Origin of the sequence: Caldibacillus sp. 210928-DFI.2.18, from assembly GCF_020554505.1 — a bacterium.
Lineage (GTDB): Bacteria > Bacillota > Bacilli > Bacillales > Caldibacillaceae > Caldifermentibacillus > Caldifermentibacillus hisashii.
Window position 1 is genome coordinate 1 of sequence record NZ_JAJCHL010000025.1, and the last position, 15,699, is coordinate 15,699.

Consider the following 15,699-nt stretch of genomic DNA (forward strand, 5'->3'; position numbering starts at 1 on the left):
AACCTTCCTAGCTATATCAAGGCTTATTTGCCAATTTCAGTCTGCGAAAGTTGAGTTATAAAATAATTATATTATTAGTTTGTTTATTATACTAACAAATTTTTGGAGGAATTGGCAATCTTGAAGGAACAGTTAGGAAAGGAGTAAATTGACTGTTGAAACTGGGAAAACCCTTTTAGCTCAGTAATCCGGGCAACTTTTGGATATCAAGCTAGATCGTTTAGTCGTCCTGCTTTACTAAAAATGTCAAATAATAATTTTAGAGAAATATTGTAACAATTACAGGTAAGCAGAATTTTCCTCTATTCCAACTTTAATTTCCATATTTTGAGCACAAAAAAACCCTTTACTCTAATGAGTCGATAAATACAATAGATTTTCATATCTTATGATGCTTTTGAGGGAATAAAGAAAATAGTACCGCCTTCAATTTTACTTATTTATTTATACGTTTACGCTTTGATCGAGAAGGTAGGATATTAATAACATCAATGTATCCATCCTTTTCATGAATTACATAATAAATTAAATAGTTCAACATAATATGTTTGCTTTTCCCGTAGATGATTCTTCTTAAAACCTATAAAGCTACCCGTCTCAACTTACCTGCCCATAAAAGGATTTTTCGATAAATGAGTTTCTAGATAATCAATAATTTCTTCTTCCTTTAAATACTACCATTGCAAGGGTTCTTCTCCCTGCTCAGAAAAAAATAGTTGAATATAATTCAAACAGATTTCAAATTCTTGAGTAAAGAATACCTGATATTCTTTATTTTCTTCTTTGTTCATTTCGCCTTGATTTCAACTCACTTACAGTATATCTTTTTTTCATACCTGGGTTAGCTAAATATCTAGACAAGGATTCTTTTAGCTCTGGATATTCGTCAATCTCTTGGGAGAGATCTTTTAAATCATTATTTCGGAAAGTAATTTCATTATTTTCAACTTCAATGGATACTAATTTCCCATCTATAACAAAAACGCCTGATTGTTTTCCATTAAGTGCCTTAAATAATTCTTGCTTTGTATTCTTACTTAACGTTTTCATTTAACATCACCACAGCAAAATTACATCACATTTAGATTATCAAGGAAGTAATCAAATACTCAAATTTTCCCTTCTTTCCCTCAACTATATTTACTCTCGAATATCCTAGCTCATTTACTTACATTTCAGGAGAATGAAACAACCGAAAAGCACCATTTTTATAAGTTCAAATTTGACGATAATCCCGTTAAAGCAAGTGGATTTTGACATGAATGTAATATTATATTAAAGCTCTTCTTAATACTTAAGTATACTCATAATCATAAATAGATTAAAACTTATCTTCTATCTTGAAGTTATCACTTTTTTTCTTAGTTGTCTGTTTTTCTACTGTAGCGAGTTACTTTTCTTTAGTAGGTGCTTAGGCATTAATGGGCGACCAATTTTTAAATGACACAGTTTCAACACTAGGTACCCAAAAATGTCGATGATTTGCATTCAGCATCCAAAAGGGAAAGGGCTGTCCAGAAAGTCAAAATTGATCCAATTTGTATAGGCTAATTGAAGTGAGGGTGGCGGCGACTCCCCCGAAAAATGCTAGTCGCATTTTCCTTCGTGCGATTAGCATTTTTCGAGGAAGCCTATTCAAAGTCCTGCGGGAACAGCGAAAGCTTTTATAACGAAAGCGATAGCGACAGTCACACGAGCCAGAAGTGAGCAGGAGCGAGGAAACGAGCGACGAAGCAGCTGAGGCCGTGCCCGCCGAAAGCGTCCGTCACCGAAACGAAAACCAATCAAAATTATTCTTTTAACAATAAAATTTTAGAAGTTGTACTTTTAGGACAGCCCCTTTCCCAAACAATAAAGTTTTAAGAACCAACTATGATTTTAATTTTTAGATTCACTTGAGATTCGTTAAAGTAATAACCCGGAATACCAAAATATGGGGTGCCATCACTATTCCAAAAAATTCTTTGTACTCGAGCATGCCGATTATAATCATATAATGAATTTCCGACAATTTCTTTATACGGACGGGCATGGTAAACAATCAAGTCGGAAGACCCATCTTCCGTCACTGTGAAACTATTATGTCCCGGACCATACTGTTTCGTTTCTTCGCTTGTTACAAATACGGGTTCTTTGGATTTTGTCCATGATGCAGGGTTAAGCAAATCACTGTCTTCTTTTGCAGATAATAGCCCTACTGCATATCGATCATCTGTCGCACTTGCTGAATAAGCAACAAATATATAACCATTTCGCTTAATCACCGCAGGACCTTCATTGACGTAGAAGCCTTGGTACTCCCATTCGTATTCCGGGGTGGACAGCAGGACTTGTTTCCCTTCAATCGTCCAAGGGTTACTCATTTTTGCTATATACAAATTGGAGATTGTATCATTATCAACCTTTTGCGCCCAAATTAAATATCGAATTCCGTTATGTTCAAAAGTAGTTGCATCTAATGAAAAGCTTTGAAAGTTCGTATTAATTTGCCCTTTTTCTACCCATTTTCCAGTTAACGGATTTTCATCTCCACATTCCAACACATACGGTCTGATAGCCCAAACATCATCCCGTTCACCGGCAGCAAAGTAAATATACCATTTTTCATTAATATAATGTAATTCCGGTGCCCAAATATGTTCTGACATAATTCCTGATTCATGTTTTTCCCAGATTACTACTTCTTCGGCTGCAGGCAATTCAGAGATGGTCTTGGCTCTTCTTAGGATAATGCGATCGTATAACGGATAGGATCCGGTGAAGTAATAATAGCCGTCTGTATGCTTTAAAATATACGGATCTGCTCTTTGTTCAACCAACGGGTCCGGATATTCACGAGAGATAATTTTTCCTGTGACTTCAATTTCTCCAGGGGTTGAAACTTGTTCCTTGGCTAATTCCCCCCACTCCACTTTAACATTTCCCCTTGCCCCGTTTTCCAATTCAACTTCTACAGCACCCGGTAATTTCGGTATTTTTCCAATGGTTGTGTGGACTACAGGTACAGAAATATTTACTATCTTCATAAAATACTTTCCTTTCGTCTTGGTTTCTTTCATCTACTGTTTTACAACCGTATTGGCGTCTCTTTTATTTGATTTAATAAAAGCAATCCGGTACAACGGTCACGTAAATGGTGGGCCTCATTTAAACTTTCAATAACGATTTCTTGTGGAATACCAAGCTCTTCAACTGTTGTTGGTCCCCCTACTTTTTCCAACAGTTTTTTTAATTCGTCCGGAGAAGGCAATTTTTCAATAACTGAAAAAATATACTCCCCGTATTGCTCAATGCCGTTTCCATAAACTGTGTTTTTAATTCTTTCTGAGCGTAGTAGTTTTTTCCAATTTTTCTTATACAATTCTACAATCATTGTTGTTGCTACCCCAACTTTTGCACCATGTAACAGTTGCTTTTGGTTCGTTTTTAAAAGATACATTTCCCAATAATGAGATAGATGATGCTCGGCTCCGGAAGCAGGTCGAGAGTAATCTAATATTTGCATAACAAGTCCTGATTCTATTAATGCATTCATTAAAATCGTTATTCCTTTTTCATCTGCATTACTTATTTCCTCAACATATTCCACACAAGTCTCAAGTGCTTTCCGTGTCAATGATGCTGCTCCTTCATGGAAAGGTTCATTGCCAACTAGCTTAGAAATTTCCCAATCTAATAGAGAAGTATATTTACCTAATATATCCCCAAATCCGGCTGCTGCCATTTCTCTAGGGGCTGCTTTTATAACGTCTATATCAGCAAAAACGGCAATCGGTGCAGCGGTTTGAATGGTTTGTTTTACCCCACGCAAAATTAACGGGGCACCTTTTGATGTAAATCCGTCTACCGATGCAGCAGTTGGCACCGAAATAAAAGGAATATTCATTTTATGACCGGCAAATCTGACAATATCATGAATGGTCCCGGATCCGACCGCAATTATTACATCCGCATCATTAGGTGTTTCAATGAGAACTTGAACAAGACTTTTCTCATCGGCTATCACTTGGTCGTTTTCGTTAGAGATTAACTTGATACCTTGGGTGGTCAAAGAATCTTTTTTTAAAAATTCTTCCAATCGTTGTCCTGCGGCTCGATACGTATTTTCATCATAAACGAGAACAATTTTATCCCATCTATTTGTCAAAATATAGCTATTTATTCTTTTCAACGCTCCAGGTTCGATATATATTTCCGGAATTTGAAAATCGACTTCCAGATCTTTTGCTAATTGACTAATTTCTGATAAGATATTCATTTTCCTGATGCCTCCAAATGGCAAGTTTACCTTTAAAAGCTTTGTTATAAACAGCTTCAAAGGTAAACCTCACCGGTTATAAATTAATTTAACAGTTTTATAAAGATAGATGCATGTGCCTCCAGTTCAAATTCGAGTTTGTTGTCAACGATACCTAAATCTTGTTTTTCCCAAATATTTCTTAACTTTTTTGGTCCTTCGCATTCTAATTCTTCCAATGAAACCGTTACTGTAGTTTTCTCTTCACCAATATTAAAAAGTGCTACATATTGATTATTTTCCCGATCAATAGATGTCCAAACCACTTTATCTATTTCTCGATAAACTTGACGGGGACACAAACCATATTTATGAACATGAAGCACTTCTTCATTTGTTAACAACGATAATGTCCATTCATCATTATCACGAAGCTCACCACCAAACATCAGCGGCGATTTGAATATTGTCCATAAAGTCATCATTGTACGTTGTTCTGCTTTTGTGAATCGAGTATAGCGGTCTGATGCTCCTCCATCAACCGAACGAATTCCTATATGGCCTAGGGGCAACATATCTGCATCCGGCCAGCAACCCGGTCCAACCAACTTACTCCATTTATAACAACGTTCGAACATATTATATAAATGTGGCCAAATATCCCAAAAATCATCTGTCATTCGCCACATATTTGCGTTTTCTATAAATAAGCTTGCCTGTTCAAGTGGTGCCGGGCCGGGAGATAAGCTAAGAACCATGGGACGACCACATTGATCAATTGCTTTTCTGATCATTTTTATTTCTTCCGTGTGTGTACTATATAATTTTGAATCGGCAATATCATCTACTTTTACGAAATCTACTCCCCATTCTGCATATAGTTGAAATAAGGAATTATAGTATGCTTGTGCCCCGTCTTTTGTTGAATCGACACCATACATATCTGTATTCCAAGGGCAAATTGAGTTTGTGCCGGCAATTTCTCTTGCTCTCACTGTCGTACCCAGAATTGGCGTATTTTGATGAACAGCTTGTCTTGGAATTCCCCGCATAATATGGATACCAAATTTTAATCCTAAACGATGGATAAAATCAGCAAGTGGTTTGAACCCTTTTCCTTCTGCTGCTGATGGGAACCGGTTGACAGCCGGAATTAAGCGTGAAAATTCATCCATTTCTAACGGAACAAACGGTCGATACAAAGATGACTCTGCTCCTGATTCATACCATTGGATATCAACAACAACATATTCCCAACCATACTGTTTTAAATGTTGCTGCATATATTCCGCATTTCCTCGTACTTCTTCCTCTGTTACTGCAGCACCGTAACAATCCCAGCTATTCCAACCCATTGGTGGCGTCGATGCATATTGATGGTGTTTCATGGTATCGTCTCCCTGTTGGAAGAAATTCACGACTTGTAACCATATTCATTGGATTTCTGTTCGTTCATTTGACTTTTTTCCAGATTTCACAGTTATTCAAAACGCTTACAAGATTAGAAGTTTCCACTTATAATTTTAATCTAGTTATACGTATGTATATAGATAATCATTCAATAATAACTTTATCTTATACGTACATTATAAGTATATTTTTTAAGAAGATTTCTGTCAACCTAATATTTTTACATGCAACTCAAGGAAGGGCTTTATTTCATAATATTTTTGCTAACACAACAGATTTATAAAAAATAACATATATCTTGCAATAGATATACGTATAAATATATAATTAGATTATTAATTGGATTTATTAATTTATCTTTCGAAACATCTAAATTTATATAATATGTAAGTACAAGTAATAAATTCGTATAAAAAGCTTTATACCTGATTTTTTGGTAAATGTCCAGTATTACAGTTTTAGCATTGTTAATATTATAAACAATACAAGTAAGTACGTATTTTAACAAAGAAGAAAAAACAAATATCTTTAGAATAAATTCGGGAAAATAGTTACGTATAAGTATTAATAAAAATGTTATATCTGCATAAGGAAATTTTAACTTTTCAACCCGTATAACAATAATACAAGTAGAGCATTATTTTTGTTCTGAGCGTCACGTATAATTCTTATCGTTAAGCATTTTGCATACAATAGAAAATTTCAAAACATCTTGTATGCGTTTACAATTCAAATATATTGAAAGGAGTAGAATGTAAATGAAGGGATTTATCAAAAAATGCTCTATGGTTTTTCTAATGGTAATCTTACTAACACCAGGCAACAACTTTACCTATCAGCAAGAAAATGTGCAAGCCAGTACGAAAGAGCCAATAAAATTTCAACGTGTTTCTGTACATGATCCTTCTATTATAAAAGCAGATAATGGTGCTTACTACGTATTCGGCTCACATATTGCTGCAGCTAAATCTACGGATTTAATAAATTGGGTACCTCTTGTAGAAAAGGAATATCAAACGCCTGAAAATAACCCAATTTACGGAAACTTATCTGAAAATCTTGTTGAATCATTTAAATGGGCTGGAGAAGATGATTCTGATAGTAAAGGAGGGTTTTCGGTTTGGGCACCGGATATTATCTGGAACAAAGACTATGTTTGGGAAGATGGTGCGACTGGTGCCTATATGATTTATTATAGTGTGTCGTCTACCTATATTCGATCTGCAATTGGTATTGCAGTATCGAAAAATATTGAAGGACCTTACGAATATCGAAACACCATTATGTACTCTGGATTTACGAATTACGAAGCTTATGACAACAACAGTGATATAAATAAACATTGGGAAAATACAAATATACCCGAGCTTATTAAGAATGGTGTTTTTGATGAGCCAAACCCAAATTGGTTTACTAGTAGCAATATAGGAAACTATAATAATAAACTTTACCCAAATGCAATTGATGCAAATATTGTCACTGATGAAAACGGTGATCTTTGGATGACATATGGTTCATGGTCCGGCGGTACTTATGTTTTACCATTAGATAAAAAAACCGGTGTACCAATTTATCCAGGTGAAGATGGGGAAACGTCCGACGGCAGAATGATAGATCGCTATTTCGGTACAAAGATTGCTGCAGGATACGGCAGATCTGCGGAGGGAACATATGCTGTTTATGATAAAGAAACCGATTACTATTACCTTTATATTACTTATGGTGGACTAGCTTCTGACGGCGGTTATCAAATAAGACAGTTTAGATCAAAAAATATTACTGGACCGTATGAAGATGCTACAGGAAATCCAGCCGTATTTCCTGAAATCTTTGACCTTGGTGTAGGAAATTTCCCTGGAAACGATGATCATAAAGAGATTGGCAATAAAATGATGGGGAATTTCTTGTTTAAAAGAGATCTTGGTGAAGAAGGTACTGGAATTGGTACCGGTTACTTGTCTCCAGGTCATAACTCTTATTTAATTGAAAAGGAACTTGGTAAAGAGTTCATCGTAACACATACACGTTTCCCAGAGCAAGGAGAGATGCACCAAGTTCGCGTACACCAAACATTTAAAAATAGTGATGGTTGGCCAGTTCCTACCACATACCAATATGCCGGTGAAACAATTAAGGCAGTTTCAGAAACTGATATACTTGGTGATTATAAGTATATCAATCATGGAAAAGAAATTACTAGTGAATTAACTGCATCTACTTGGATTAAACTTAATGGAGATCATACTGTTTCTGGTGCTGTAACAGGTACATGGAAGCTATATGATGGTTATCGAGTAGAATTAATTGTTGACGGCGCAACATATGACGGTGTTTTTATTCGTCAGTATGATCCTACTTCAAAGAAATGGGTAATGACCTTCAGTGCCATGTCGGGGGACGGTGTTGTTATCTGGGGAAGCCATGTTGAAAGTAAACCAATTCAAGAAGTTATTGCTAACGTTAAACAAGAATTAAGTGAAACGATTCCTGCTAATGTTATTAAAAACATAACTTTACCCACTTTAGCAACACAAGGAGCAAAAATTTCTTGGGAATCATCAAATCCTAATGTAATATCAAATAGTGGTGTTGTGAATAGACCGCAATTTGGATCTGAAGACGCTAGTGTAGAGTTGACCGCCAAAATCACTTTAGGTGAGGTTACTGAGATATTAACATTAACAGTTAAAGTACCTGCGGAGCAACAAGGGGGTTTATCTGCTTACTATGACTTCAGTAATGACTTAGCAGATCGCTCGGGAAAACAGGCTGATGCAACTGTAACAGGTGATCGACTAAATAACACCGGAGGAGAAATTACATTTGAAGATGGTGTAGTTGGTCAATCAGCTAAATTTAATGGTAAATCCGGGCTAAAATTGCCAGACGGTTTAATTGCCAGTGACAAATATTCTATATCTCTTTGGGTTAAACCAGAAGAAATTACGCAATTTACAACGACATTCTTCGGTGCCAGAACAGAAAACAATTGGATTAGTCTTGTACCAAATGCACATGGTGTTACGAAGGTATGGTCGCATAACGGTGATCGGTGGTATGATGCCGTATCTGATTCAATAATTCCAACTGGCGAGTGGACCCATTTCGTATTTACGAATGACGAGGGCGAAGCTAAATTCTACATCAATGGAGAAGAAAAGTTTTCTAATTCAAACTTTCCTGATATATTTACGACCGTTGATGCAATATTTGGATTAGGTGTTAACTACTGGGATACACCTTTTAAAGGATTAATGGATGAGGTTCGTGTTTATGATGGTGTCGTTCTTCCAGCTGATGAAGTTCAAGCACTTTATGAGAACCCGGATGGATTAACAGCCAATTATAATTTTGAAGACAATTTAGGTGATGCGACAGGAAATAACGAGGCTGGATCTATTACCGGTGAATTGATTAGTACAACAGGTGGAATCATTACTTTTGAAAAAGGGGTTGATGGACAAGCTGCTGTGTTTAATGGAGAATCCGGTGTTCTTTTACCTAAAGGATTGATTTCAAGCAATACGTATTCTATATCTATTTGGTTAAATCCAAAAGAACTTACACAATACACAACGACATTCTTTGGCAGTAAGGACACAAATAATTGGATAAGCCTTGTGCCGTTTGGACCGGGTCAAGGAGATACGATGCTATGGTCAGGTAGCAAAACTTGGTACGATGCTGCGACCGGTATACAAATACCAACAAATAAATGGACACATGTTGCAGCAACGGTAAATAACGGAGAAGTTGTGGTCTATGTAAATGGCAAAGCAATGTATACAGGCTCAAACTTCCCTGACATTTTTACAACAACCGATGCTGTCTTTGCTCTCGGCGTAAACTACTGGGATACTCCTTTTAATGGTTTAATGGATGATCTACGAGTTTATAGTAATAAAGTTCTTTCTGCTAGTGAAGTAAATGAGTATTATACTAGTTTTGTAAACGCAGAGGAACCGGGAACGGACGAGCCGGGTGGTGGAGATCCAGGAAACAATGAGTACGGATCAACAACCCAGGGTACCGATAATTCTGGAAAACAAGGTCCGGGCACACAAAATTTAGGGACGGTAAATACAGGAATACAAAATAATCATTCGGGAACCGGTGTACAATCGGAAAATAGGGGCGAAACCTTGCCTGAAACCGCCACAAACCATTATACTTGGTTTGCTATCGGCCTATTATTACTGGTCATTGGTGGAAATGCACTCTTTATTTTAAATAAAAAAAGAAGCAATTTAAAATAAATATATAAAAACCCCTTTGTCATATTTAGGACAAGGGGGTTTCTATGTCAAAACTGTCTCAATACTAAAATATTGATTGGAAAACAAGATATCATATAAAAAACTCGCCTTTAAACATGTACTTGGAAAGTAGGTCCTGCAATTTCCTCACTTTCCTTGATTAAAGCTAGCGGTTCGATAATGATTTAGACAAACAAAAATTCATTTCCATTTCCTCCACTATCTTAATTACTTTCGGAAAAATACTAATTTATAATGCTCCCCAAAAATTATCTTTCATAGAACATATAAAAATGATTATTGTTCTTCGTTAATCCATACTAACATTTCACCAGGATCACGATTACACCACGCATAATATGGAATCGCTTTTATTTCGACTTTTTTTCTTTCAGGTAGTTGAGATAAATACAGCTCCTCTCCCCAAGTTTCTTCATTAAGACGATAAGCATCTGCGGTTATTGTAACAATGCCTCCAAGCAAATCTTCTTCATATTTAGCTCTTAATTCTGAATCTCTTGCTAAATAAATGCTTGGGAGATTTTCTCCATTATCTATCTCTTCAATACAGTAAATAATTGGTCCTCTTTGCAGTGCTAGCTTCCCAATATTTTCACGGACCTTAGGGTTTGCTCTTATACATTTAACTTTCATTTCAAATGATAATTCGATAGTATTTCCTTTATTCCAAATCCTCGTAAGATATACATATCCTTTCTTGACTATTCCTTCTAAGTTAATCTCTTCACCATTAACTTTTACTACTACATGATCACACCAGCCGGGGATTCTGAAAGCTATTGTAAACTCTTTTTCCAGTTCCGGATTAACAGTAATCTTTACTTCTCCTGTCCAAGGATAATTGGTTTCCTGTGATAAATGTACTTTTTGATTTTCTAAAACTATCTCACTATCATTACCTATATAAAGATGTGTAAATATATTACTACTATCATTTGAATAAACATAATGTCCAATTGAACCAATCATTCGAGCCAAGTTTGGCGGACAGCAAGCACAATTAAACCACTTTTGTCGTACAGGTTTCACATGTTTTTTATTATGATCTAATTTACTTGCTTTTGGCCATACTTCTAAAGGGTTAACATAGAAAAATTTCTTTCCATCTAAATCCATCCCTGAAATGGTTCCATTATATAACGCTCTTTCCATTACATCAGCATATTTCCTGTCAATTTGCAAATCTAACATTTTCCTTCCCCAAAATACTAAACCAACGGATGCACATGTTTCCGTATATGATGTGTCATTAGGGAGATCATAATCAAATGTAAATGATTCACCATATTCACTCGATCCTATTCCGGCAGTAATATACATTTGTTTTTGGGTAACATTGTTCCATAATTTTTCGCAGACAACTTTTAATTGTTCATCTTTTGTTTTCTTTGCTAAATCCGCCATTGCAGTATACATGTAAACTGCTCTAACAGCATGTCCTACAGCTTCAGTCTGTTCCTTTACTGGTAGGTGTGATTGACTGTATTTATAGCCATATTCATACCAATACGGTAGTTTTTCTCCTCGTTTTTCTTTTTCAATATCAAAATAATGAGGTTCCTTACCACGTTGATCTATAAAATATTTACTTAAATTTAAATACTTAACGTCATTAGTAACTTCATATAATTTTAATAATGCTAATTCGATTTCTTGGTGACCCGGATATCCGGAGATTTGTCCTACGCCATTTCCAAAAACATGATAAATATAATCAGCATATCTGCACATAATGTCCAAGAATCTTCTTTTTCCTGTCGTTTTATAATAAGCAACAGCTGCCTCTATTAAATGTCCTGCACAATACAACTCATGATTATCTCTAAGATTTGTCCATCTCTTAGCGGGCTCTTTAATAGTATAATAAGTATTAATATAACCATCGGGTTGCTGAGATCTTCCGATTAAATCAATTACCTCATCTGCTGTTTTTTCGAGTTCGACATTTGGCTCATCTTCTAAAATATAAGCAACAGCTTCAAGCCACTTAGCGACATCGCTGTCCTGAAAAACCATACCGTAAAACTTTCCTTCTTTTTCGCCAGCTGCGATACGAAAGTTTTCGATAGCGTGGCTGGGTTCAGTATCAGGTAATCGATCATTTAATGCCTTCCATTGGTAAGGAATTACTTCCGTTTTTACAAGATTAATATAATTCAGCCAAAATTGATCAGTAATTTTTATATTATTATTAGAAAGCACTTAAATCCCTCCTATAGTTAAGCGTCATCCCCTGCCATGAATATCCTTTCTGACTTTTATGTGGATATTCGCCATTTGTAATTTTTAAGTAAGAATTGGAGAATTAGAGAAGACAGTCTCCTTTCCTCAGATTCTCCAATTACAAAATTAATGGATTACTTTTTTCCTAGCCGTATTACATTCCAAGACATTTTTGGAAGAACAAGATACAACTTGCCATTTTCCATATAGGATTCGTTATATTCTTGAGGTTTTACCGATTCATGTTGAAGTGTGTTAATCGCCTTAGGATCATCATTAACAAGTACAATATGTTCTTTAATATCGTATCCTATAAACGATCTTACATCTACATCAACTACTAATCGGCTATCTAAGCTTCGATTAACTGCAAAAATAACAAGTTCTTCTTTCTCTTCATTAAAGACGACAGATTGATCTAGGTAAGGAACATCTGTAAATTCTTTTGTATCGTATTTTGGTGAATCTACAAGTGCATGTATTGCTTTACCACGTCCATAAACAGATGAGTAATAATATGGATAAAAAATGGTTTGTTTCCAAGCACCACCACCAGTCTCTGTCATAATTGGTGCAATGACATTAACTAATTGTGCAAGGCAGGCAATTTTGACTCGATCTGAATGATTTATTAACGAATTTAGCATACTTCCAACAAGTAATGCATCTTCAAAATTATAAACATCTTCTAAAAGCGAAGGAGCCACAGTCCAAGGTTCAATTTGTTTATCCTGGTCATTCGAATGGAACCAAACATTCCATTCATCAAAACTCAAATGAAGTGTTTTCTTGCTTCTTTTCTTAGCTTTAATATAATCACAAGTTGCTATAACCGTTTTTATAAATTCATCCATATCTAATGATTTTGCTAAGAAATTCGCTGTATCATTGTCTCGATTTCCATAGTAGGTGTGAAGTGATACATAATCCACGTAATCATATGTCTGATCTAATGATACGGCTTCCCATTCCGGGAATGTCGGCATTGCTGTATTTGAGCTACCACAACTTACGAGTTCGATACTTGGATCGACAATTTTCATCGCTTTTGCTGTTTCTGCAGCTAATCTTCCATATTCATATGCTGTTTTATGACCAATTTGCCAAGGTCCGTCCATTTCGTTTCCTAAGCACCAAACTTTTATATTATGAGGTTCTTTATAACCATGTTGTTTTCTTAAATCACTCCAATAGGTACTACCGGGATGATTACAGTACTCCAACAAATTACGTGCTGCATCAATTCCACGAGTTCCAAGATTTACAGCCATCATTACTTCAGAATTTACTAGTTTTGCCCATTCAATAAATTCATTCGTACCTACTTCATTTGTTTCAATTGAATTCCATGCTAATTCCAATCTCTTTGGACGTTTTTCTTTTGGTCCAATTCCATCTTCCCAATTGTAAGCAGACACCATATTCCCACCTGGGTAACGAACAATCGGAACTTGTAATTGTCTTACTAGCTCAGCAACATCCTGGCGAAATCCATTTATATCTGCGGAAGGATGCTCTGGATCATAAATACCGCCATAAACGGCACGCCCTAAGTGCTCGATAAAAGAACCATAAATACGTGAATCAATATCCGATATTTTATAAGATTTATCTATAATCATCTTTGCCGTTAAATTATTTTCAAACATTTTCAATTAATTCCCCTTTCAAAAATTTTAACTTCAATTTCCAATAAATTTGTTATAGAATGGTTGTATTTTTCGAAAACAAAAAACGAAAGTTTTTCTAGGACTAAACTGCATATTATTTAACAATTTTTTTACATCTATCCCCCGTTACTCTTCATTATTATTTGGCAAAATATATAAATTGATATTTTACTTTAATCAAAATACAATTTTCATTGTAAAAATGCATTTTATTCGCTAACCATACTATTTAGGACTCTTTTTAGGAAAATGCGGTTGTTAACAAAAACTATAAAGGCTGCTCCTATAAACACTAGCGGTATCACTATTTGACAAAAATAAATTATAAAATAATCTATGATTAGCATTAGAATACTCATTGGCAAATTTTTAATTGATAAAAATAGTGACAATCTTAGTAATTCTAAAATATTTCCATCGAAAGTATCCAAAACCGGAAATATATATACTAAAAACATAAAAAATATGAATGCTACGAAGATGTAAAAATAATAAATTGTTGGTGATATACTTGTTGCCATTTCAATATAGAAATTTTGTGAAAAAATAAGCAAAAATCCAAAACCGGCAACAATGAGCCCAATTAGCATATTCCGAACAAAATTTTCCTTAAAAGCATGATAAAACTCTTTAAAAACACTTATTTCTTTCCCTTTAATTACATAAAACATACAATGATGTAGTGCTACTGTAGAGGGACCTATTGTAATTAATGGAACACTAAACAATATCCACATAAAATTCAATACGATGATGTAATACAGTTTTCCCATTCGATCCCAAAATGGAGAATCATATTTTATTTTCATTAGTTAACCCCTCCTCTCAATTACAACTTTCGTTACAACCCACTTTTCATTCAATAGTATAGAATTTTTAGATAAAATATAATAAAAAGTGGCTCTTACCTTTTCAATATAAAAATATTGATCACACTTTAAATCAAAATTTCAATCTGTTCTGTTTTATTTATTTCCCAGTATTCCTAGATAATATACTCTGAATTAGGTCCACTTGTCTTTACCAGCTTTTTAACTTCGAAGAACTTGATAGTTCACTTCAAGTTGTGTTATAAATTTTTATCCTTTTACTGCTCCGGCTGTCATACCTTCTACAAAGTACTTATTAAATATCAAGTATAAAATGAATAATGGGAGAATGGAGAACATGGATCCTGCAACAAGTACATCATAGTTGTTACCATAAGGGGTTAACAAAGTATTAAGCCCAATTGGTAAAGTAAATTTTTCAGCTGACCGTAATACAATTAACGGCCATAACATACTATTCCATGCACCCATTGCACTTAGGATAGCCATTGCTGAAAATGCGGGTTTTGAAATTGGCATGATAATTCTTACACAAATTCCATACTCGCTACTACCGTCAATTCTTCCAGCATCCAATAGTTCTTTTGGTAAGCCTGAAAGATATTGTCTAAAGAAAAAAATTGTTGATGCATTAACTAAACCAGGCAGTATTACCCCGGCAAAGGTATCAATTAGTCCAAAGCTGATCATTTCTTTATATAATGGTAACATCAATATTTCAAACGGAACCATCATTGTTGCGATAACGAGGAAAAACAATATGTTTTTAAATTTAAAGTTATACATGGCAAAACCATATGCAACAAAATAACATATAATTAAAGTCAAAATTACAGAAACAACTGTAATCATCAAGCTGTTTTTATACCAATCCAAGTATCCTGTACTTCCATCAAATAAGTAACTATAGTTTGTCAATGACCAATTTTCGAAATCCAGATTTAAATTTAATCCATTTCTTATTAACATTTGACCTGGACGGAAAGAAGCAAATAATCCTGAGATAAAAGGAACCGCTACTGCAGCACACATAATAATGAAAAATCCGTTTA

General features: G+C 34.9%; 9 protein-coding genes. 1 reads left to right on the plus strand and 8 read right to left on the minus strand.

The annotated features are described in order from the left end of the window. Positions 1-771: 771 nt before the first annotated feature. The 4 genes from LIZ98_RS07375 to LIZ98_RS07390 all read right to left on the minus strand — a co-directional run bounded on the left by LIZ98_RS07375 (position 772) and on the right by LIZ98_RS07390 (position 5,625). Positions 772-1,050 (minus strand): hypothetical protein, encoded by a 279-nt coding sequence (locus LIZ98_RS07375; protein ID WP_227139303.1) that lies wholly within the window; start codon positions 1,048-1,050, stop codon positions 772-774. 809 nt (positions 1,051-1,859) lie between these two features. Beyond that, positions 1,860-3,026, minus strand: a complete 1,167-nt coding sequence (locus LIZ98_RS07380) for a family 43 glycosylhydrolase (protein ID WP_227093021.1) — start codon at positions 3,024-3,026, stop codon at positions 1,860-1,862. A gap of 41 nt (positions 3,027-3,067) precedes the next feature. After that, positions 3,068-4,258, minus strand: coding sequence for a sn-glycerol-1-phosphate dehydrogenase (locus LIZ98_RS07385; RefSeq protein ID WP_227139304.1), 1,191 nt, complete (start codon positions 4,256-4,258; stop codon positions 3,068-3,070). Positions 4,259-4,341: 83 nt separating this feature from the next. Beyond that, positions 4,342-5,625 carry a glycoside hydrolase family 27 protein gene (locus LIZ98_RS07390; protein WP_227139305.1) on the minus strand — a complete coding sequence of 428 codons (1,284 nt, stop codon included), beginning with the start codon at positions 5,623-5,625 and terminating at the stop codon, positions 4,342-4,344. A 780-nt stretch (positions 5,626-6,405) separates the two neighbouring features. On the opposite strand from LIZ98_RS07390, the gene LIZ98_RS07395 reads away from it, so the two are divergent. Beyond that, complete coding sequence (locus LIZ98_RS07395) at positions 6,406-9,903, plus strand: LamG-like jellyroll fold domain-containing protein (protein ID WP_227139306.1); 3,498 nt, start codon at positions 6,406-6,408, stop codon at positions 9,901-9,903. A gap of 297 nt (positions 9,904-10,200) precedes the next feature. Here the strand turns inward: LIZ98_RS07395 and LIZ98_RS07400 are convergent, their stop codons facing one another. From LIZ98_RS07400 to LIZ98_RS07415, 4 genes are all read right to left on the minus strand, one after another. Then, positions 10,201-12,126 (minus strand): glycoside hydrolase family 127 protein, encoded by a 1,926-nt coding sequence (locus LIZ98_RS07400; RefSeq protein ID WP_227139307.1) that lies wholly within the window; start codon positions 12,124-12,126, stop codon positions 10,201-10,203. 155 nt (positions 12,127-12,281) lie between these two features. Then, complete coding sequence (arfA, locus tag LIZ98_RS07405; protein WP_227139324.1) at positions 12,282-13,796, minus strand: arabinosylfuranosidase ArfA; 1,515 nt, start codon at positions 13,794-13,796, stop codon at positions 12,282-12,284. A 230-nt stretch (positions 13,797-14,026) separates the two neighbouring features. After that, the gene (locus tag LIZ98_RS07410) at positions 14,027-14,626 is read right to left on the minus strand and encodes a YesL family protein (protein ID WP_227139308.1); all 600 of its coding nucleotides are present in this window, start codon (positions 14,624-14,626) and stop codon (positions 14,027-14,029) included. 270 nt (positions 14,627-14,896) lie between these two features. After that, on the minus strand, positions 14,897-15,679 hold the full coding sequence (locus LIZ98_RS07415; protein ID WP_227139325.1) for a carbohydrate ABC transporter permease: 783 nt from the start codon (positions 15,677-15,679) through the stop codon (positions 14,897-14,899). Between the last annotated feature and the right edge of the window lie 20 nt (positions 15,680-15,699).